The organism is Dyadobacter sp. SG02 (genome assembly GCF_900109045.1).
Taxonomy (GTDB): Bacteria; Bacteroidota; Bacteroidia; order Cytophagales; family Spirosomataceae; genus Dyadobacter.
In genome coordinates, this window is the sequence record NZ_FNYL01000002.1 from 689,573 (window position 1) to 710,881 (window position 21,309).

General features: G+C 51.3%; 16 protein-coding genes. 7 read left to right on the plus strand and 9 right to left on the minus strand.

Annotated features, from left to right (window positions below; genetic code table 11):
• Positions 1-314: 314 nt before the first annotated feature.
• Both BMW93_RS06385 and BMW93_RS06390 read right to left on the minus strand, forming a co-directional pair.
• On the minus strand, positions 315-2,084 hold the full coding sequence (locus BMW93_RS06385; RefSeq protein ID WP_090374354.1) for a RagB/SusD family nutrient uptake outer membrane protein: 1,770 nt from the start codon (positions 2,082-2,084) through the stop codon (positions 315-317).
• A 7-nt stretch (positions 2,085-2,091) separates the two neighbouring features.
• Positions 2,092-5,406, minus strand: a complete 3,315-nt coding sequence (locus BMW93_RS06390; protein ID WP_090374355.1) for a TonB-dependent receptor — start codon at positions 5,404-5,406, stop codon at positions 2,092-2,094.
• A gap of 367 nt (positions 5,407-5,773) precedes the next feature.
• Between BMW93_RS06390 and BMW93_RS06395 the strand changes: the two genes are divergently transcribed.
• On the plus strand, positions 5,774-6,319 hold the full coding sequence (locus tag BMW93_RS06395; RefSeq protein ID WP_090374356.1) for a RidA family protein: 546 nt from the start codon (positions 5,774-5,776) through the stop codon (positions 6,317-6,319).
• 88 nt (positions 6,320-6,407) lie between these two features.
• Here the strand turns inward: BMW93_RS06395 and BMW93_RS06400 are convergent, their stop codons facing one another.
• Entirely contained in the window at positions 6,408-7,190 is a 783-nt protein-coding gene (locus tag BMW93_RS06400; RefSeq protein WP_090374357.1) for a methyltransferase, TIGR04325 family, read from the minus strand.
• 267 nt (positions 7,191-7,457) lie between these two features.
• On the opposite strand from BMW93_RS06400, the gene BMW93_RS06405 reads away from it, so the two are divergent.
• The 3 genes from BMW93_RS06405 to BMW93_RS06415 are packed head-to-tail and all read left to right on the plus strand — an operon-like array spanning position 7,458 to position 9,732.
• Positions 7,458-8,447: a glycosyl transferase gene (locus tag BMW93_RS06405; RefSeq protein ID WP_090374358.1), complete on the plus strand. Its 990-nt coding sequence runs from the start codon at positions 7,458-7,460 to the stop codon at positions 8,445-8,447.
• A 19-nt stretch (positions 8,448-8,466) separates the two neighbouring features.
• Positions 8,467-8,844: an FdtA/QdtA family cupin domain-containing protein gene (locus tag BMW93_RS06410; RefSeq protein WP_090374359.1), complete on the plus strand. Its 378-nt coding sequence runs from the start codon at positions 8,467-8,469 to the stop codon at positions 8,842-8,844.
• A gap of 30 nt (positions 8,845-8,874) precedes the next feature.
• Positions 8,875-9,732, plus strand: coding sequence for a glycosyltransferase family 2 protein (locus BMW93_RS06415; protein ID WP_090374360.1), 858 nt, complete (start codon positions 8,875-8,877; stop codon positions 9,730-9,732).
• On the opposite strand, the gene BMW93_RS06420 is transcribed toward BMW93_RS06415, so the two are convergent.
• The 4 genes from BMW93_RS06420 to BMW93_RS06435 form a co-directional block, all read right to left on the minus strand.
• Positions 9,729-10,436 carry a glycosyltransferase family 2 protein gene (locus tag BMW93_RS06420; RefSeq protein ID WP_090374361.1) on the minus strand — a complete coding sequence of 236 codons (708 nt, stop codon included), beginning with the start codon at positions 10,434-10,436 and terminating at the stop codon, positions 9,729-9,731. The genes BMW93_RS06415 and BMW93_RS06420 overlap by 4 nt on opposite strands.
• 3 nt (positions 10,437-10,439) lie before the next feature.
• Positions 10,440-11,288: a glycosyltransferase family 2 protein gene (locus BMW93_RS06425; protein WP_090374525.1), complete on the minus strand. Its 849-nt coding sequence runs from the start codon at positions 11,286-11,288 to the stop codon at positions 10,440-10,442.
• Entirely contained in the window at positions 11,272-12,069 is a 798-nt protein-coding gene (locus BMW93_RS06430) for a glycosyltransferase family 2 protein (RefSeq protein WP_090374362.1), read from the minus strand. The genes BMW93_RS06425 and BMW93_RS06430 overlap by 17 nt, the downstream gene beginning before the upstream one ends.
• Before the next feature lie 651 nt (positions 12,070-12,720).
• Positions 12,721-14,160 (minus strand): sulfatase, encoded by a 1,440-nt coding sequence (locus BMW93_RS06435; protein WP_090374363.1) that lies wholly within the window; start codon positions 14,158-14,160, stop codon positions 12,721-12,723.
• 147 nt (positions 14,161-14,307) lie between these two features.
• Here BMW93_RS06435 and BMW93_RS06440 point away from each other — a divergent pair, with 147 nt between their 5' ends.
• Entirely contained in the window at positions 14,308-15,447 is a 1,140-nt protein-coding gene (locus BMW93_RS06440; protein WP_090374364.1) for a TlpA disulfide reductase family protein, read from the plus strand.
• Between the two features lie 71 nt (positions 15,448-15,518).
• On the plus strand, positions 15,519-16,376 hold the full coding sequence (locus BMW93_RS06445) for an alpha/beta fold hydrolase (RefSeq protein WP_090374365.1): 858 nt from the start codon (positions 15,519-15,521) through the stop codon (positions 16,374-16,376).
• 42 nt (positions 16,377-16,418) lie between these two features.
• On the opposite strand, the gene BMW93_RS06450 is transcribed toward BMW93_RS06445, so the two are convergent.
• Positions 16,419-17,651, minus strand: coding sequence for an MFS transporter (locus BMW93_RS06450; RefSeq protein ID WP_090374526.1), 1,233 nt, complete (start codon positions 17,649-17,651; stop codon positions 16,419-16,421).
• 86 nt (positions 17,652-17,737) lie between these two features.
• Positions 17,738-18,640, minus strand: a complete 903-nt coding sequence (locus BMW93_RS06455) for an AraC family transcriptional regulator (RefSeq protein WP_090374366.1) — start codon at positions 18,638-18,640, stop codon at positions 17,738-17,740.
• Between the two features lie 227 nt (positions 18,641-18,867).
• Between BMW93_RS06455 and BMW93_RS06460 the strand changes: the two genes are divergently transcribed.
• The gene (locus BMW93_RS06460; RefSeq protein ID WP_090374367.1) at positions 18,868-21,282 is read left to right on the plus strand and encodes an ABC transporter permease; all 2,415 of its coding nucleotides are present in this window, start codon (positions 18,868-18,870) and stop codon (positions 21,280-21,282) included.
• Positions 21,283-21,309: the final 27 nt, after the last annotated feature.

Consider the following 21,309-nt stretch of genomic DNA (forward strand, 5'->3'; position numbering starts at 1 on the left):
TTTGTCATTAAATGTATGTATTATAAAAATATAAAATCATGTTTTGTATGTAAAATGTTCCTGCCAATCATTTATCGATCTCTATTGATCTCAATCTTTTATCAATCCTAATCATCTGATCCCCGGGCTAAAGTCCGGGGCAACGGGACTGGCGGTGGACAAAAAAGAGGTTGTCGTTGCCGACAACCTCTGATGCCAATCCTTTGCCCCGGTCTTTAGACCGGGGATAGAAAGAATAAGGATTTCTGAACTAGATTTTTAGAACTAGATTTTTATAACTGGATTTCCGGAACCAGACTTTCCAGAATCAGAAATTACCAGCCCGGGTTCTGGCCCAAAGCAGGGTTTTTGATGCGATCTGCTTCCGGGATAGGGTAGAGGTATTTCTTATCTGCCCATTCGCGTTGTCCCGGGTTCCAGATTACTTCGCCGGAAGTGCCTTTGGAAAGCTGGATACGGCCTACGGCCGTCGATGGGCTCACGTCCACGAATGCAATGCCTGGCGTGGTCGATGTAGGTTTGGTACCCTGGTAGAAATACACGTCGTTTTTGCCGTCGCCGTTCAGGTCGTATTCGCCCAGGGCCGGAACGTACATTCCGTTCATAGGGGCATCCTGGAACAGGTTACCTACTTTCCATCTTCTCAAATCGTCCGGGCGTAGTCCTTCGAATACCATTTCGGTACCTCTTTCGCGCAATACTTCCAGCAATACGGCATTGTTGAACTTGCCTCCGAAGAACGACACCATATAAGGATCGGCCGTGGTAGGAAGGGTCGTCAGCGTAGCGCCGGTGATACCTGCGCGTTTGCGCAATGCTCCGATGGTGTTGGTCCATTCGGCATCGGTCATTTTATCGAGTTCGGTCAATGCCTCGGCTTTGTTGAGCAACACCTCGCCATAGCGCATGATAATGTGCGCATTGTCGTTGCGGCTTTCGTCGTCGAACGGGAAGCGCTCGTCGTAGCACCATTTGATCGGCTGGTAACCTGTGTAGGTCTGGCTGAAATTCGGTGGTGCAATCACCGGTACGCCGTTTTCAGTCCGGGTGTAGTCGCCGGTGCGGATGGTTTGCTTCAAACGCAGGTCGCGGTTTTTAACCTCTTCCACGAACGGGGTCGTTTCGTAACCTTTTTTGCTCGTGAATGGCGTACCATCCAGGTTCAGGTAGGTATTTACAAAACGGCGGGTCAGGCTCGGACGGTTTCCGTAAGTAGGGCTGATAAACCGGCGGTTGGCAGAGCTGTACACCTGCAAGCTGGCGCTCAATGCTACCGAAAGAATGGTTTCGTCGGCAAAAGCACTTTTCGCAATGAACATTTCGCGGTAAGACCGGTCGGCAGCGCTGGAATGCAGCGTATAACCGGTGATGGCGTTGGCTTCTTTTACTACTTCTTCATACCAGGTATTGGCGGTAGCCTGCTTGTTGTCCTCGGTATGGTATTTCCGCCAGGATGCCTCGAATAATGCAATGCGCGTTTTGTAAGCGCGTGCCACGTTTTTGGTAATGCGCGTTACCGACGGGTCGGAAGTCAATGTAATATTCTCGATCGCGAAGTTCAGGTCCGCCAGCACTTTGTCCATCACTTCGTAACGGTTCATTCGCTTGCCGTACAAGGTCGCATCATCTTTTACATCGATGGTTTTATCGATCCAGGGCACATCGCCAAACCTTTTAACCTTATCGAAATAAAACAAAGCCCTGAAAAAGCGCGCTACTCCGAGGTAGTGATTCTTGGTAGGGACGGTGCTTTTTTCGGTGTTTTCGATGAAATAATTGATGTTGCGCAGGTTTCCCCAGTCCCATCCACCGCTGGTAATAGGGCTTAATGCATTAACAGCCAGGTAAGTATCCACGCCATTTCGTGCCACGAAGTCGGAGTTGTCGTCGATTTGAAATACCCCCGCATCCGGATCGGGAAGCAGGTTGTAAAAGGAGTTGGCATAAAGGTCCAAACCATTTTCCGAGCCGAAAACGGCTTCGTTGGTAGCGGTATCCACCGGCACCTCGTTGAGGTCGCAGGAGCTTGCCGTTGCGATCAGCATCACGGCAAGGGTATAGTTTAATATATTTCTAGTCTTCATAATTCCATTAAAAATTGAGTGACAAGCCGATTGAGACAGCTTTCAACATCGGGTAATTGTATCCGTCACCTGAGCCTCCGCCGCCGAGATCACGGTCAGATCCGTAAATGCTGGTAACATCGGTGTCGCGGGTCCATTTGTACAATGGTGACCATGTCCAGAGGTTTTCGCCTGACACATATACTTTCAAATCGCGTGCATGGATTTTAGAAGTAATGCGCTCGGGAATGGTATAACCGATTTGCAGGTTTCTCAAACGGATGTAACCTACATTCTGCATGTAACGGTCGTTGGCCACCTGCAATGCGCGGCCGGTACCTTGTGCCACATAACCCACGAGGCGCGGGAGGTAAGCGTCGAAGTTACCCAGCTCCTCACGGTACATGTTGTCCTGCTGCCAGCGTGGATAGGAGTTGTACGGACGGTTGTATTGGCCCCAGAAACGCGCTTCCGACGACGGGTACCAGTTCTGTTTCAATACACCCTGGAAGAAAGCGCCCAGGAAGAAGCCGTTCCAGTCACCCGAGAGGTTCACGCCATAAGTATAGCGAGGCTCGGAGTTACCGATGATGGTTTTGTCACCCGAGTTGCCCACGCGGTTCAGGCCCTGGTAAATCACGTTATCGCCGTCCAGGTTCTGGAATTTGATATCACCCGGATAGTTTTTACGCGTATTCGTGTTCGGAATGTCGGCTTGCGAAGGCGATTCGGCAATTTCAGCGGCCGATTTGAAGAGTCCCGCAACTTTGTATCCCCAAATCTCACCCACGCGCTGTCCTTCGTAGTAGTCGCTCAGGTTTTTGTCGGGGTTGTTGTATTTGGTAATAGTGGCTTTGTAGTCCGCCAATGTGAATCGCACATTGTAATGGAAAGGCTTCGAAGCCATCGTGAACTGATCATCCCAGTTGATGGAAAGTTCCCATCCGTTGGTTCTCAGGTCGGCGTAGTTTCCTTTTGGAACGGCTGTTCCATAAATAGCAGGCACGGTTGGTCCCACGGTGAACATATCCGTCGTGTTGCGCTGGTAAATATCCCCCGAGAACTGGAGACGGCTGTTGAGGGCATGGAAATCAAGGCCCAGGTTGGCTGTGGTAGCCGTTTCCCAGCTCAAATCGTTAGGTACTACACCGGGCATGCTGGTAGCTTGCGGACGTACACCGTTGATCACACGGCCCAATTGAGAAATCCCGAATTTCTCGTTGAATGCGTATGGAGCAATGTTACCGTTACCCAGCGAGCCGTAAGAAGCACGCACTTTCACATTCGAAAGGACTTTTGGGCTCAGGTGCCAGAATGGTTCCTCAGATACCCGCCATCCGGCAGATACCGACGGGAAGAATGCCCATTGCTGGTCGGTCGGGAATTTGGAAGAACCGTCGTAACGTCCGTTCACTTCCAGCAGGTAACGCTCGCGGAAGTTGTAGTTCAAACGGAAGAAGCCACCGGCGATCGCCCATTTCTGGTAACCACCCTGGGTTACGATGCTTTGTCCCAATGCCAGGTTAATATCGTCCGCACCGCTATATACGATACCATTACGCTGCGCGCCGATGTTGGTGGTAGTCGATTGCTCGTAGTTGAAACCACCCAGCAAGGTGAAGTTGTGTACGTTGTTGAACGATTTCACGTAGTCCGCGTAGAAGTTCGTTGCCAGGTAGTTGATCGTGTTCCTGTTTTCCGCAATGTCGTTCGTATTGGTACCGGTGTATCCGATTACCCCTTTGGCACGGCTGTATGGCACTGGAACGCGGACCTGGTGCGTAGCAAGGTCGGTGTTCTGGAATGTCATGTTCGCTTTGATCGTCAGCGCTTTTTCGAAGAACTGTGCCTTGAATGCGGTCTGGTTTTTCAGGAAACGACGGGTCTGGTCCTGCGCATTGCGGCCGTAGTAGTAATCACCCACGGTATAAGCCGCAGAGAATGAAAGCGATCCGTCCGGGTTGGTCAATGGCGCCAGCGGGTGGCCTTCGTCGGCGATGTTACGGTAAATACCGCTTCCTTCACCCACGTTCAATGGCTGGTGGTATTTCATTGTCGAGAACTCGGTGTTGTTGTCGACACGCAACCACGGGGTCAGCTGCACACCGCCTTTACCACGGAAGTTGTACATGCTGTATTTGTCCGTGTTGTAGCGGAACAGACCGTCCTGATTGTTGAAACGACCGCTCAGCAAGTAGGTAGCCTTGTCGGTTCCACCGGCGATCGAAAGCGCGTGATCCTGTGCGCTGAGGCGTTTTTTGTATAATTCTTTGTACCAGTCGGTGCTGTAAAAGTATTGATATTCACCGGTGGTAGGGTTCACTTCCACGCGCGGCAGCGACGGGTCTTCGTATCTTCTCTTGATCTCGGCCAGGTAGGCGGGGGAGAAGGCGATGGTCTTGTTGATGGCCGTCGGTGTGCTACCGTTATCATTCCAGCGCGACCACGCGTCGCTGAAACCCTGTGCCCACGGATAGGAATCAGTGATATTGTCGGGAACTTCGGTCGGTGCTTTGATCGAGTAGTTAGCCGAATAGGAAACCCTCATTTTACCTTCCGGAGCAGGTTTCGTGGTGATCAATACCACCCCGAATACCGCACGGGCACCGTAAATAGAGGCCGAAGCCGCGTCTTTTAGTACCGAAATACTCTCGATGTCCTGCGGGTTCAGCATGCGAGGGTCGCCTTCGACCCCGTCAATGAGCACCAATGCACTTCCTTGCTGACCGATGGAAGTCGTACCACGCACGTTGAATGCGGGCGACTGCGTAGGTTTACCGTCGAACATCCGGATGTTCAGGTTGGGTACCGTACCTACCAGGCCTTGCGCGAGGTTAGGAACCGGGCGGTTTTGCAATACTTCCTGGCCCACCTGGTCAACGGCGCCCGTCAGGTTTACTTTCTTTTGGGTACCGTATCCGACCACCACCACTTCGTTCAGTGACTTGCTGTCGGCCTTCAATGCGATATCGATCGTGGAGCGGGTGCCGGTTTCAACTTCCTGGGAGATATAACCTACATAAGAGAACACCAGAATGGCCCCGCCTTCCGGAACTTCGAGGGAATAGTTACCATTGGCGTCGGTAACGCTACCGGTCTGACTGCCTTTAATAACGACGTTTACGCCCGGGATACCGTCCGGCGAATCGCCTTCGGTCACGCGACCTTTGATCTGGCGGTCTGCTTTGGTGAAATTACGGTGCGAATTCCCGGTTTTGAGGCCGGTTTCAAGAGTCGGGCTTGCCCAGCTCGTGCCGCCGATCATAGCGATCAGGGTCGCATGGGCAATCGATTTTTGCAAGGTGCCTGCGCGCAGCGGCCACCTTTCTTTACATCGATACATATGGGTGTAGATTTATGGTATGGTAATTAAGTTAGTTCCGGTTTTGAGGCGACAAAATTGGGTAATCTGTCTTATTTAGCGGTTTCGCGAAACGCTATTTAACAATATCATAATCTGGATGACCAGATGGGAGAGGGGGGATTTACGACTTAAAAAGTCAAGTAAAGCTTAACAATTACTGTATTTGTTTAATTATATGATGAAAAAATATTAAAAATAAAATGCGGGGCTGTTTTGGACGTGATTTTTCAGGCTGTGAACGGTACGCCGCAAGGAAGGACCGGTAGGGACAAATGAGCGACCGCAATTGCAGGTTCTCCCGGAATGATTGCTAATTTTAGCCGTCTTATTTTTAAAACTAAACCTTATGCATTTCAAATCATCCTCGCTGGCAGCCTTGCTGCTCCTGTTGCTAACCGTCAGTTTTCAAAGCATCGCGCAAACCGGCCGTCCCGATCCCGAGAAAAAGCTGACCGAGCTGGGTATTACCCTGCCGAAACTTAATGCAGGCAAAGGCAACCTCCTGCGTGCCGTGCGCGTGGGAAATCTGATCTACCTCTCGGGCCACGGACCCGACAAGCCGGGCGGAGGGCAGATCCTCGGAAAAGTAGGGGACGACCTCACCGTGGAGCAGGGAAAAGAAGCGGCTAAACTTTGCGGGATCGCATTGCTGGCCTCATTGAAATACGAAATCGGCGACCTGAAAAAGGTGAAAAGAGTAGTGAAAGTATTGGGCCTTGTGAATTCCACACCGACTTTGACCCAGCAACCGCAGGTAATCAACGGCTTTACCGATTTCATGGTGGAGGTATTCGGGGAAAGCGGCAAACACGCCCGCTCCGCGATCGGCGTAGCGTCGTTGCCTTCCGGTATCGCGGTCGAGATCGAAATGATTGTCGAAGTAGAGCCGTAAGGGGGATTTTTGATATGGAAAAGTGCGCGCCATGAATGCGAAAAATGGCGCGCACGAAAATCAGCTGGGGGTGAAAATGGGTGCCTGCCTACTTTTTAATCAGAAAGAACCCTTTGTCATACCCGGCCTTCACATGGTCGATCTCCATTTCCTGCTCGCCCGCCACGAACGATTCGAACTCCATTTTGATTTCGTAGTCTTCAAAATGTTCGAGGAAGCGTTTTTCGTTAAAAAACCAGGCGGGATAATGCGCCTCGTAAATTTCCGGTGGTACCACCTGCAATGTAAGCCTGTCGGGGCGGTCGGTATTGACGAATGCGGTCCGGTCGATGAGGATGTATTTAAAATCGTATTGTTTGATCTCTTCCAGGAACTCGTGCGGCTTTTCGAGGTATTGGACCACGCTCGATAGCAACAGAATGTCGGCCTTCCGTGCCTTCATACTTTCTTCGATCGTAAAATGGAATTGCAGGGTTTCGTCTTCAAAAAACGCCTGCCCGCACCGTACGTAATTCTCCTGCTCCACGACGCTCCAATGCAGCCGTACCGCCTTGGGAACCATATCCTTCACTTGGTAATAGGTACTCCCCAACGATCCCCCGAAATCAAGGACGTGCAGCTGATTGCCGCATTCGATAGCCGTGTGCAGCAGGGCTGAGATAACCGGATAGGGATAAATTTTTTTGTCGAACAATACCGAATCGCGCTCGTAAACGGCCTGGCCATTCTTCACTTTCAGGAGCGCGTTCTTCGTTTTATCCAAAATAGCCCCGGCCTCGTAGCCGCCGGACAATGCCGTGAGCGCTTCCCACTTTTTGTAGTCGCCAAACCAGCCGTAAGGATTTTTTTTCTTCGGTTTAAAGAAGGCCATGATGTTCTTTTAGATCGTCTGCAATTTAGGATAATATTTAGTAACTCTATTATAATACGATCTTAGCATAGCCAACTTCGTGATAATGAGAGCGGTTGTGAAATATATAACTGATAGTCAATTAATTCAGTACAATTTTTGCAACCATGTCGCTGGGAAAATAGTCAGTGCTATATTATTTTGTCAACCGGAAGGATAGCTGCATTTTACAATTTATCATTGATATTTGTAGAAGAAGTTACCCTCTTCTGCCCCTAACATACTTTGATGCAGCATTTTTGTACCCTTTTCAACTCGGGCTACCTCTCGCGGGGATTGGCGATGTACCATTCGCTGGTCAGGCAAGGGGCTGATTTTCATTTGTACATTTTCGCGTTCGACGACGATTGCGACGTTTTGCTGCGCCGCCTGAATCTGCCGAATGCGACGATTATTTCCCTGCAAGAATTTGAAACGCCCGAATTGCTCGCGGTAAAGGGTGGCCGCACCGCCGGAGAGTATTGCTGGACCTGTACTTCGTTCACGATCTGGCATTGCATTCACACTTTTTCACTAGACCATTGTACCTACCTGGACGCCGATCTGCTGTTTTTTGCGGACCCAAAAGTGCTGACGGATGAAATGGGTGATCGGTCGGTGCTGATTACCGCACACCGGTATGCCGCGCAGTACGATCAGTCGGAGCACAGCGGCATTTACTGCGTTCAGTTTGTGACTTTTAAAAACACGACCGAAGGGCTGGCGACGCTGGCCTGGTGGATGAATGCCTGCCTGGAATGGTGCTATGCCTGTTTCGAAGACGGCAAGTTCGGCGATCAGAAGTACCTCGACGACTGGACAGAGCGCTTCACAGGCGTACACGTGCTGGAACATACAGGCGGGGGTATAGCGCCCTGGAATGCAGTCGATTATGCGTGCGATAATGCGAATGGGCAAATGTTTGTGCAAAAAGCAGGTGGAGAAAAGGTCCCGCTCGTATTCTACCATTTTCACGATTTCCGGTACTGTATCGACCGAAGCTTCCGCCTCACCGCGGAGCAATACCGGCTTCCGGACAGCATTATCCGGCTCGTATATGGCGCCTATATCAAAGCGCTTTCCTCTGCCGAATCGCAGATTCTGGCGATTGATCCTGCGGCGGTTTTCCATGAACCACCGATGGTTTTGAAATGGATAAAGGTCAGCTTGTCGCGACGTATACAGTTCGGGTTGAGGGGGAGATACAAGAATTACACCAAAGAGAACGCATTAACCTAACATAAATCGTAAACACCCCTTGGCTCATTTAATCAATCTGAAAACCATTACGGACACCCGCGGTAGCCTGACCGTGATCGAGCGCGTCATTCCGTTCGAAATCAAACGTATTTTCTATGTCAACGGCCCCGATCATTTCAGTCGCGGCGGAAACCAGCATATGAAACAGGCGGTCATTTGTCTGAAAGGAAGTTGCCTTATTACCAACCACACCGGCACCGAAGAGCAGCACTTTGTCCTCAATACGGCGGACCAATGTCTGCTGCTGGCGCCAGAAGACCGGCACGAGTTGCTCGAAATCACGGACGAATCCATCCTGATGGTGCTTGCCTCCGAGCCGTTCGAGCACGACATGCGGGTGCACGAGCCATGTCAATATGAATTGTCGGTTTCGTAATGGATTGTTAATGAGTTCTCAATGCTGCGTATGTCGTTGCCGAAAATTGCCATCGTGACTCCGTCTTTCAACCAGGCGAAATACCTGGAAAGTACCATTCTTTCGGTGCTGGGGCAAGGGTATCCCAATCTGGAATATATCATTATCGACGGCGGCAGCACCGATGGGTCCGTGGACATCATCCGGAAATACGAACAGCAGCTCGCTTACTGGGTGAGCGAACCGGATAATGGCCTTTACCACGCTTTGCAAAAAGGTTTCGAACGATCTTCGGGCGAAATTATGGCCTGGCTCAATGCCGATGATATGTACCATCCGAAATCGCTTTTCACAATCGCTGAACTGTTTGGCCGCTTCGCAGACGTGCGATGGATCATGGGCAGCAACACTTTTTTTGACGAAACCGGCCGGGCTTTCCTCTATGACGATCTGCCGTATGGGCAACGTTGGTCGCGGTTGCGGCTGCAATTGTCCGATGGCCGGTTTATCCAGCAGGAGTCCGTCTTCTGGCGGCGCACGTTATGGGCGCAGGCGGGCGCTTTTATCGATCAAAACCATGCATTGGCGGCGGATTTCGAACTTTGGCTGCGGTTTTTCAAGCATGAGCGCTTGTATTCCACGTCGTTCATGCTGGGCGGCTTCCGGCTCCGCACCGAAAACCAGAAAAGTTATAACCAGCGCGGGCAATATCTGGCAGAAATGAAACAGTTGCTGGCAAAGGAAAATCGTAATGCCATGCAGTTGGCGCTCTGCCGCGTGGCAATGGTTTTCATTCGTATTATCCCAAAAACAAAATGGCGTAACCGCCTGCTCGTGAAGCTACTCGGTTTGCCCCCCAAAATTGTATTCGACAGGAATGCGGGAATGACCTTGCAGGATACCTTTTAGTGATTGAAGAGCCTTTCTTTCAGTCGTTTAAATAAAAACCGCAGATAAATAGCCGGACCGAAATGCTTCAAGATCAGTCCGGCTTTTTCTTTTTCAAAAACGGCGTCTTTCTGCAAGGAAGAGATGCCCGTATCATTGAAAATTGCAATATCGAAATCCTTGAAGGTGAAGTGATAATGCTTGTCGCTATGGCATTGCATGTTGAACACATGGTCGGCGGAAATACGGTAACGGGTGTCGTACCTGCGCAGGGAAAATAGGCCGGCCGGGTAAATGATCGCCTGATGGTTGATACCCGTCTTGGCCTGCTTGTAGGGGGGCATTTGGCCGAGGTACTTTTGGCCGGCTTTGAGCACGCTTCCGTAATAGATGGCGTACGGATCGGTTAATGCTTCCGCCATTTGCGAGAATGCGGGCGTAAGTATGTCGTCGGCACCGATGAAGTAAATCCATTCTCCCCGCGCGTGGTCGAGGGCTTTGTTCATCGCTTCGTAAATACCGCTGTCTTTTTCACTTTTCCAGAAAGCGATGTTGCCGGTATTTTCGTGAAGAATGGCCGCTGTACCGTCGGTGCTGCCGCCGTCCATGACGATGATTTCGATATGCGGGTAATGCTGGCCGTAAATGCTGTCGAGGCACCGTTGCAAGAATTGCGCTGCATTGTAAGTGACCAGGATGACGGAGATCGATGGGCTGTTACTCATGCATTAAAGCGCAAATTCCCTTTCGGCGAGCTGTACGGGCTCGGCGTGGGCCAGGTATTGATGGACACCCTGGCAGCAATACACCGTTTTGTTTAGCAGTGCCTCGGTAAGGTAAGTCTCGTTTTTGGGGCAGCCGCCGCGATCTACCTCGGGATGGTAAATGTGGAATACGACCCCCGCGAATTTGGCGGCCCGTTTTTTCAGGCCCGAGTTGAGCAGTCGCACGGCAATTTCGTTATCCTCGCGGCCCCAGGAGTGAAATACCTCGTTGTAGCCGTTCACGCGCAGGAGGTCTTCGCGCCAGAATGCCATATTGCAGCCGCGTAATGCAAATATATCCTGCGTTTTGTAGCGATCGGCCATATACCTGCTCAGCCAGGCAATGCTGAACCGGTTCGTGAAATTACCCAGTCCCGACTGGAACGGCATGATACGGGCGCGGCTGCCGTGCAGCATTTTTTCGGACAGCGACTTGTCCATTAAAACCCGGCTCCCTGCTACGAAAGTACCCCGTTTGCTCAATGCGAGGTGGTCTTTGATAAAATGTTTATGCAAAATGAGGTCGCCGTCGATCTGGATAATGTAGTCGCACGAACTCGTGGCAATGGCCTTGTTCCTGATTTTGGACAGCTGAAAACCTTCGTCCTCCTGCCAGACGTGGATCAGTTTCACCGGAAACGAAGGCCGCAAGGCTTCGATCACCTCCGCGGTTTGCCCGGTGGAGCCGTCGTCGGCGATAATCACTTCATCAGGCAATACCGACTGCTCCCTGACACTGAGCAGACAAAGCCGCAATGCTTCCGGCCAGTTGTAGGTGGAAATAATCAGCGAGCTCTTAGAGAAGGTTTTCATATCCATTAAGGCATCTTTTAACTTTTGTTAGCAGGGTATGTTGGATGATCTCGCGATGGTAAGACTCGTTCGACCGGGGCAATTCTTCGTGGTGAAGGTGGTATTGCACCGCACCCAGCTTCACGATTTTTTTGATGATATTGTTGTTGATGAAGCGTGCTGCCAGTTCTTCGTCCTCGTGGCCCCATCCGCTGAGCTCGTTGTTATACCCGTTCACGCGCAGGAAATCTTCCTTCCAGAATGCCAGGTTACTGCCGCGGACGCTCCGCGATTTCATTTCCTTGCGCTGCCCGAGCGACTGCAATACCGGCAGCCGAAGGGCATTGAGCCGGTTGTAAACTCCTTTTGAAAAGAAACTGAGGTCGGTATCGGCATTCCCGAGCAGCTCGTCGGTTTTTGCGGGTGTGAGGCGTGCGCGGGTGCCGCGTATGAAAGCGCCGCGCTCGGCCGCGGCCAGGTGGTCGCGTACGAACGAGGTATGCAGCAGCACGTCTCCATCCACCTGGATCACGTAAGGGCCGGCGCATTGGCCGATCGCCTTGTTCAGGATCTGGCTTTTGCGGAAACCAAGGTCCTCGTGCCACGCATGGATGATCGGCACAGGAAATGCCTCCTGCATTTTGCGGACTACCTCTTTCGTCCGGTCGTCGGAGCCATCGTCGGCGATGATCACCTCCGCAGGCAGGACTTTCTGCTTTCTAACACTCAAAAGGCTGCAATGCAATGCTTCCGCCCAGTTATAAGTAGCGATAACGAGCGATGTTGTCTGTGCGGAGACCATCAATAATCTGAGTTATTAATTCCTGATACACTTGGTGTCGGATATTTTAAAAACATTCCCAAACCTGTTTGTTGACTGCAATTCTTTTTTGGAAGGGTATAGCAAACACGAGACACACGCGGGTTACCCATGGTTGTAACCGATCGTTCAGTGATCGGTTAAAAAATTACGGCTATTCCAAAAAGAGGAAAGAGGCGATCCGGGCCGGGAGATGGAAGATTATTCCGGAAACCGCCAGTTACTTACGTTGCTATACGTTGGGCCGTGTTTTGACCGGATTTTCGGTAACAGGCTAAGAAGTAAATTGTTGATAGGGGACATGCTTTACGTTTGTTAGGGATTGAGCCGTCTTCTTTGTTTGAGACGTCATAAAGATCAAAAAAATATAAGAATTACAGAAAAGCGGTTTCTTATTTTTCTAATTTATTTTTAATCTTTTTGTGCATGGCGGTAACATACGTGACACGGAGATCATGATTACAAAAAGTACGCTGATCCGCTGGGATCGAAGGGATTTTTCCGGAATGGGCCTGGTTTGGATTATCAGTCTGAATGGCGGCTTTGCCGGGGCTAGCCGGCCTAGAAAGGATTGACTTTCCTGGGAGTGTTTTGCAAAAATCGTATAAGTATTTTATTTCAATGACATCCCGGCTACCTGGCTGCCGTCAGCTCCGTGAGCCGTTTGTGCAACGAATCGAGCAAAGCTTTCGGCGTTCGCGCTTCTATATTGTCGGTTTCGGCGGGGTCGTTCCGGTGATCGTAGAGTTCGCGGGCGATGATGGAATCGGTTTTGAAAGTGTACCATTCGGTGTAACGGTAGCGATCGGTGCGGAGGGTGTAACCCATCGTCCGGATTTTGCTTTCGTCTTGCAGCGCCGGATAGGGACGTATAAACTGGCTCAATGCAAATCCCTTGAATGAGGCCGCGGGGTTTTTAAGGATTGTTAGCAAGCTTTTGCCCTGCAACTCCTTCCGCACCGGCAGGCCGCACAGTTCGGATAGGGTAGGATAGACGTCCAGCAACTCCACGACCGCGTTCGACTTCGCTGGTTTCGAAACGCCCGGCGCGGCGATGATCAGCGGCACACGCACCGCATTTTCAAAGTTGGTCGATTTGGCCCATTGGTCCTGCTCGCCCAGGTGAAAGCCGTGGTCCGAAACGAGTACGATAATGGTATTCTGGCGGAGCTTCAAACGGTCCAGCTCGGCCAGTACTTTCCCGATCTGCGCATCGGTATAACTTACCGCGGCGTAATACCCCTGCCACAGATGCCTCGCCAGCTGTTCCGAGATGGTTCCTTCCTGCGGAATATCCGAGTAGCCGCGCAATTCCTGCGAGTTATGGAATGCGATTGCCGGCGCATTATTGGGCCGTTCAGGTTTTGTAAAAGGGAAATGGGTTTTATCAAAAGGTTTCCAATACTTATCCGGCGCAGTAAAAGGTAAATGCGGCCGCCGGAAGCCTATCGCGAGGAAAAAAGGCTTGTCCGCGATCTGGCGCAGCACCTGTACCGACGCGTCGGCCACCTTTCCATCGATGTAGGAGCTGTCGGGGACCGCTTGCCGCTCGGTAGATGCGCCTTTTCCGCCTTTGAGGTTGGTATCCAGTATGTATTTGTGGCCTTTTCCGTTGCCGGTCACATTATACAATACCGGCCCCGACCACGAGGCGTTGTCCTGGTGCGAGGCGGGGTCATGGAAAATCTTCCCGACCTGGGCTGTGATGTAGCCATTATTTTTGAAATGTTGCGGCAAGGTAACCGCCCCGGGTGTAGTCTCCCTGAATGCCCTTTTCAGTCCCCAGACCTGTGTGGCGTCGGGCCGTAACCCGGTGAGCATGGAGGTCCGTGAAGGTGAGCACACGGCCTGCTGGCAATAGGCGCGGCTGAAAAGCGTCCCCGTACCCGCGAGCGCGTCCATGTGCGGCGTACGTGCGAGGGCGTCGCCGTAGCAGCCCAATGCAGGTCGAAGGTCGTCGACCATGATGAAAAGTACATTGGGTTTCGGCGTGGCGTTTTGCTTGCCGTAGCTGTTCAATGCCGCAACTGTGAACAACAGCGTCAGCAGGATGGAAATTTTTCCGCGGTTCATTATTGTATTGTTAATCCATCAAATTTATAGTTTTTGTATTAAAAAGGCCATTTCAAATGAAGTGCTGCACGCGACGGTAGGAATTTACAATAGGAATCTTTTGAAATCTTGACTGCAAGTAACCGTTATTCACTAAAACATCAGCAAATGCGCGGCTTAATAACCCTGATTTTATCTTCCATTCCATTGCTTTCCATCGGGCAATCCGGTTTTTCCATTCAGGGAAAAGTAAATCAGTTGCCAAACAACGACAAAGTTTTCCTGATCTACCAGGTCGGCGACCGGCATATTGCCGATTCGACCACGGTACAGAATGGCGGTTTTAAATTCAGCGGAAAGCTGGAATACCCGGTTTTGGCAGGCCTGTATTTGCATAAGGACCCTTACAAAAACAGACTTCAAGCCGGAGAGAAAATGGATTACCTGCGATTTTACCTTGCACCCGAACAGCAGATGATGTCGGCCGGTGATTCGTTAAAGAATATCGTCATTACCGGCTCCGAAATAAACAAACTCAATGCAAAGCTGCGTGCAATGCTGAAAAAGAATGAAGACGATTTCACGGCTTTGCAAAAGGAATTTGAAGCATTACCTGTTGAAAAGCAAAAGGATAAGACGGTGTTCGACAGCTTCGTGGCGAGGGAAAAGCAGTTGCTCAATGAAAGTTTCCGCGTACACCTGAACTTTGTCAATCAGCACCCGGATTCTTACCTGAGCGTCATCAGTTTGTCGCACATTGCCGCCCAGCCTGCCGTAACCGATGAAGCCGCGGAAGCATATCAGAAATTGTCCCAAAATCTCAAAAACACGCCCATAGGCAAAGAAATCCCTGTTTTACTGGCCTCGCAGCGTAAAGTTCAGATCGGGAAGGAAGCGCCTGACTTCGCACAAACATCCGTCGACGGAACAGAGGTGAAGCTTTCCGATTTTCGGGGCAAATATGTGCTGCTCGATTTCTGGGCAAGCTGGTGCGGACCGTGCCGTGAGGAAAACCCAAACGTTGCCGCATCGTACGCCGATTTCCGCGATAAGGGTTTCGAAGTACTCGGCGTGTCGCTCGATGCGTCATCCCAGAAAGCCGCCTGGCTCAAAGCCATTGAAAAAGATAAGCTGACGTGGAAACAGGTAACTGATTTAAAAGGGTGGGATAATGCCGCCGCGAAGCTGTACGGTATCCGCGGCATTCCGGCCAATTTTTTAATTGACCCGTCCGGTAAAATCATTGCCCGGGATTTAAGAGGAAAGGATTTGCCCGAAAAGCTCAAAAGTATTCTGGATAATAAATAACCGCGAATGTTATGCTAACTGCCTCAGATATAAATCGGTTTGCGTATTGATTAGTTAAAACCAAAATCGACATGAAACTAATCCTTTGCTTCCTCCTGGCCGGCCTTGCGTTTATGGGTTGCGAAAAGCCGAAAAATGCGCAAACGCCTGTGAAATACGGATCGAACAACGGGAAATATCTGACCGTCAAAGGCACAAGAATTTATTATGAGGAATATGGAAATGGCACACCGCTATTATTGTTGCACCAGGGCTTGGGATCGATCGAGAACCTGGGGGATATTATACCGGAGTTATCAAAACATTTCCGCATTATCGCACCCGATGCTCCGGGGCATGGGCGTTCCGAACAGGCGGATTCGCTAAGCGGCGCATTATTGGCCGATTACAGCTCCGCGTTGATCGACCAGCTGAAACTGGATAGCGTCTATGTAATGGGATGGAGTATGGGAGGTAATACCGCGCTGTTACTGGCCGCCAACCGGCCCGACAAAATTAAGAAAGTAGTCAGCGGAGCCTCCAACTCGAGTTCCGACGGATTGACGCAGGAGGGCCGTGATTTGTTAAAAGAATACACTGTCGAGGCGGTAAAGGAGGACAAGGACTGGCTAGCTAATTATCAGAAAATCAACCCGCAGCCCGGAAAATGGATCAAGTTCTGGGAGGATAATCAGAAAATGTGGGCCAGGCCCATCAAAGTACCCGATGAAAAACTGGCCGGCATTACTGTTCCTGTGCTGGTCGTCCGGGGTGACCGGGATATGATCCGTCTGGAACACAGCATTGAAATGTATCGGTCACTTCAAAAGGGTCAATTATGCATTTATCCCAATGTCGGACACGAAATGCCCGAGCTGAAAAGTGAAATGCTTTGCCGGATCGCCATCGATTTTTTGAAAGGAAATATAGGGCGGGAAACCAGTAACTGACAGAGATTCCGAATAGCCGGCTCCTGGTTTCCCGGTTAAATATTACTCGACCGCAAATGCAACATCCTGTTCTTTTACTTCGTCGGTTGACCCGCGTTCGATCCACTTGGTACGGAGAATGAGCGTCAGTACGGCAAAAATGAGTACGGCATAACCTGCGCCAAGCCAAACCTGACTATCGATTTGAATGGTTTTGACGACGATGTAGCTGAATGCGGAAGTCGAAATAATGTAGCCGCCGCCGGTCAGCCCGCTTGCCAGGCCGCCGAATTGTGAAAAGCGGGTAAGGCAATAGGCCAGCATACCGTTGAAAATAAAGCCGGATGCCGAGTGCAGCAAAATCACGTAAATCATCAGCGTATACAGGTTGTGGTACTGCAATGTGAGCAGAATAAGCGCGCCCGAAACGGTCAGCTGCACGACGGCCGCGGTAAAGAGTCGTTTGTAGAATGGTTTGGAAATGAGCGCTTTGGATAGCAGGCTCCCGCCGAGCATAGCCAGCCCTGAAATCATGGAGCAGTTACCGGTGACGGTCGCCGGGTAATGCATTACTTCCTCGATCAGGAAGGGGCTCGACATGTTGTAGATCATCAAAACCGCATACGACAGCCCCAGAATGAGCAGGCCGGAGGTGAAATCCCAGGTCCCGAGCATCGAGCGGTAGGCATTACCGATGGTTTTCAGGCGGAACGGCGTTTTGGAGGCGATGGTTTCCCCGCTGAACACGAGTTCGAGTACGAGAAACGCCAATCCGAAGAAGCCGAGAAAGTAAAAGTTGGATTGCCAGCCGAAATGGGTTTGCAGATACCCGCCGAGGAACGGTGCGATAATGGGCGCCGCCGACCAGATCACGGAAAAAAGACTGGTGTAATGTCTCAGTTTTTCGCCTTCGAAAAGGTCGAAGAAAAAGGACCGTTTACTGACCACGATCACGGCCGACATGACTCCCTGGATCGCCCGCATAACATAAATCACTTCCAGGCTTTCGGTGTTGGCGATCGCGAAACTGGCGGCGCTGAAACCTGCGAGGGCAAAGATATTGGGCCAGAAGCGGCCGTAGCTGTCGAGCAGCCCGCCGATCAGCAGTTGGCTTACGCCGTAGGTCGCGAGGAAAATGGAGATGCACAATTGTACGGCTTCGGGCGTAGCGTGCAGACGTGCGCTCATAGCCGGGAGCGAGGGGATGAACACGTCGAGCGCGAAGCCTGTGATGGGGATCAGGGCGAGGGCCAGGACTGTGCTTACTGCTTTATTGGATTCTTTAAGTGTTTTCATATGCTTGCTATTAATGTCCCAAAGGTAGGGCTGCAAGCCGATCCGCAGGTAATATGAATCAAAGCAATGCTTATACAAATCAAATGTCAATGCGCTTGCCGGAGCTGCTCCCGGAAAAGCAGTGGAGTGGTGCGTGTGTTTTGTTTGAAATACTTGTTGAAATGGGAAGGATACTCGAAGCCGAGGGTGTAGGCAATCTGGGCGGCGTCCCAGTCGGTGTTCAGCAGCAGTGTTTTAGCTTCCTCCACAATGCGCTCGTGGATGATCTCACGCGTGGTTTTGCCGGTCGATCTTTTGAGCACATTGTTCAAATGGTTGACGTGAATGCTCAACTGGTCGGCGTAGGAGGCCGGCGTGAGCAATCGGAGCGGGTTTTCCGGCGAATCGACGGGAAACTGCTGGTTGAGGAGTCCGAAAAACCGGGAGATCAGGCGATCGTGGGTATTTTCGCTGGCGACAACTCCCTGTAACTGGATACCTTCGAGAATGATCATCTGCAACAGGCTTCGGATCATATCGGATTTGTAGGTGTATGTGCTTGATAATAAGCGTTCCATCTCGCTAAACAGGTAGAGGAACCGCTCCTGATCTTCGATGTTCAGCGGAATAACCGCCTGAATCGCAGGGTTGAACAAAGCGCTCCGGTAGCGCACTTCCTGCCGGATGCTGTTCAGCAAAAAGGTATCGTTGAACAGGCAGTAATACCCGGTTTGCGTTTCCGAAATGCCCTGGTAGCACGAGGGTACATCGGGGTTGGAGAAAATAATGCTGGCGCCGTCCAGGGGCGTCTCCTTATCGTCGGCGAGGTGCACGCCCTGGCCGATAATCAGGCATATTTTATAGTAATCGCGCCGGTTATAGGGTGTCATCCGGTTGAGGCACGTACGTTGTTTGACGTTGAAATGGCTTACGTTAGCCTGCGACGCCAGCTCGGCCGGCATCGGCTGTTTGGTGCGTTCGTAAAATTGTTGCAGCGTTTCGGTATGCATGGGGCTTTCGGGTATTATACAAATCAAATTCAAAGGCGGGGGGTTAAGTTCCCGGGGCGTTGACGGCTGACCGCCGGCCGTCGGCGGTCACTTTTGTGCGATAACGGACACTTATCTGCATTTAATTACATATAATTAGCTGTATTTCAATTCATTGTATTTTTGGCATTCCTTTTTAGCTTCCTAACCACAAACATCCATTGTTCCCGGTAAAACATCCGTCCGATATGTTCAGAAACTACCTCAAAATCGCCTGGCGCAGCCTCTGGAAAAGTAAAACTTTTTCGATTGTCAACATCACAGGACTCGCCGTCGGCATGGCAGGCGTGTTGCTCATTACGTTTCATATCCGTCACGAATTGAGTTACGACAAAGGTTTTGAAAAAGCCGACCGTATTTACCGGGTAACTTATGAAAGCTCGGGCGAGGATAGTCGGCATTGGGCCGCCACGTCGCCGGCATTGGTACCCGCGCTTCAACAAGCATTTCCGCAGATCGAGGGAGGTGTTCGCTTGCACCGGTTGTTCCCCTACCAGCTTTTCAGCTACACAAGTCCGGGAGGCGAATTGAAGCGGTTTGAAGAGAAGGGAGGCTTTTTTGCGAATCCGGAAGTGATCGGGGTGTTCGATCTGCCGTTCGTCTTCGGCGATCCGAAATCGGCGCTGAAAGATGCCAATACCATCATCATCAGCGAGGCCATGGCGAAAAAATACTTCGGCGATGCCGACCCGATGGGCAAAACGATCAACGACGACCGCGCCGGGCTGCCGCTGCTCGTCACGGGCGTAGTAAAGGATTTAGGGTTTCCAAGCCATTTCGCATTCGATTACCTGGTTTCAATGCCAACTTTGGAGCGGTACCTCGACAAGCGGATGTTGGAGAATATCGGCTGGTCGGGATTTTACAATTACATATTGTTGAGGAAGGATGCCTCGCCCGCGCAGTTGGAAGCGGCCTTACCGTCATTCGCGACTAAATTCTACGCGCCTTCCGGCGATTCGGAGCAGAAAATCCTCGCCACCCGCCACCTGCATTTGCAGCCGATCCGCGACATTCACCTGCATTCGAAACTGGAAAAGGAAATGTACCCCAACAGCGACATTACCTATATCTACATTTTCGCCGTGGCCGCGATCTTCATATTGCTCGTGGCGACCGTCAATTTCATCAACATTTCTACGGCGCTGGCGTTCAACCGTATGAAAGAGATTGGCCTCCGGAAAGTAGTCGGTGGTACGCGTGGCCAGTTGCTGCGGCAGTTCCTGGGTGAATCTTTGCTGGTTACCCTGCTGTCGACGGCCGTGGCGGTCCTGTTGTTCAAGATCATACTTCCCTATTATACCCATGTCGCCTCGGGTGGTTTCGTGTTCGATAGCCTGCTTACCTGGCAGAATCTGGCCATCGTCGCATTGCTGGTTGCCGGCATTGCATTGCTTGCGGGCTTGTACCCGGCCTGGTTCGTGGCGCGGTTCAACCCGGTGGTGTCGCTGAAAGGCAAACGGCTTTCGGGTACGACGGTCAATATGGTGCGGAAAGGGCTGATCGTCTTTCAATTCACGGTTTCGGTGTTCATGATATTCGGCACGATGATCGTCTACCGGCAAATGCAGTTGTTCCACCGGCAGGACCTGGGGTTCGATAAGGACCAGATCCTGGCCGTGACGATTTATGAGCAGATGCAGGAAAAATTGGGTGTGCTGATGGACGAAATGGCCAAGAACGGCAACATCGCCAGTTTTGCAGTCACGTCCACGCTTCCTGGCGAACGTTTTGGAAATTACGATGCCTCCCCGTTGCACCGACCGGAGCAAATTCCGCTGCCGGAAAATTCGAGGATGCTGTGGTCCGACGATAAGCTGCTTACCACGCTGGGCATCCGGCTCAGCGACGGGCGCACTTTCCGCGGTCAAATGCCTCAGATCAAAAACCATGAATTCATACTCAATGAAGCGGCCGTGAAAGCATACCGGCTCAAAAACCCCGTTGGCGAACCATTCATTGCCGACGGCGATACGGGCACGGTGGTAGGTGTAGTGAAGGATTTCAACTTCGCCTCCCTGCATGCGGGCGTGGAGCCGCTTGTGATCCAATATAATCCTTACCGGACCAACTACATTTTGCTGAAAATAAAAGGCGGCTCGTTACCCGCGACAATCGGATTTCTTGAAAAACGCGTGCTCGCGCTGGCGCCGTCGGGCAAATTCACCTATTCCTTCCTGGATGAGAACCTCGACAAACTTTACATTACCGAAAACCGCATGAGCAAGGTTTTCACCGGCTTTGCTGCATTGTCGATCTTTATTTCATGCCTTGGGCTGTTCGGATTGTCGGCCTATTCGGCGAAGCTGCGCGTGAAGGAAGTGGGCGTCCGCAAGGTGCTGGGCGCGTCGGTGGGCAGCGTAGCATTCATGCTCTCGCGCGACTTCCTGGTGCTCGTGCTCATTGCCATCGGGATATCCTTGCCGCTGGCGTGGTGGGCGATGGACCGTTGGTTAGATGCATTTGCATACCGCATCAGCATAAGCTGGGGGGTGCCGGCAATGGCGGCATGCGCTGCTTTGCTGCTGGCAGTTCTGACGATCAGTTTCCAGGCTGTGAAAACGGCACTACTGAACCCGGTAAAAAACCTGAGGGCCGACTAAGCAGACGCAAATACGGGACGTCCGGCG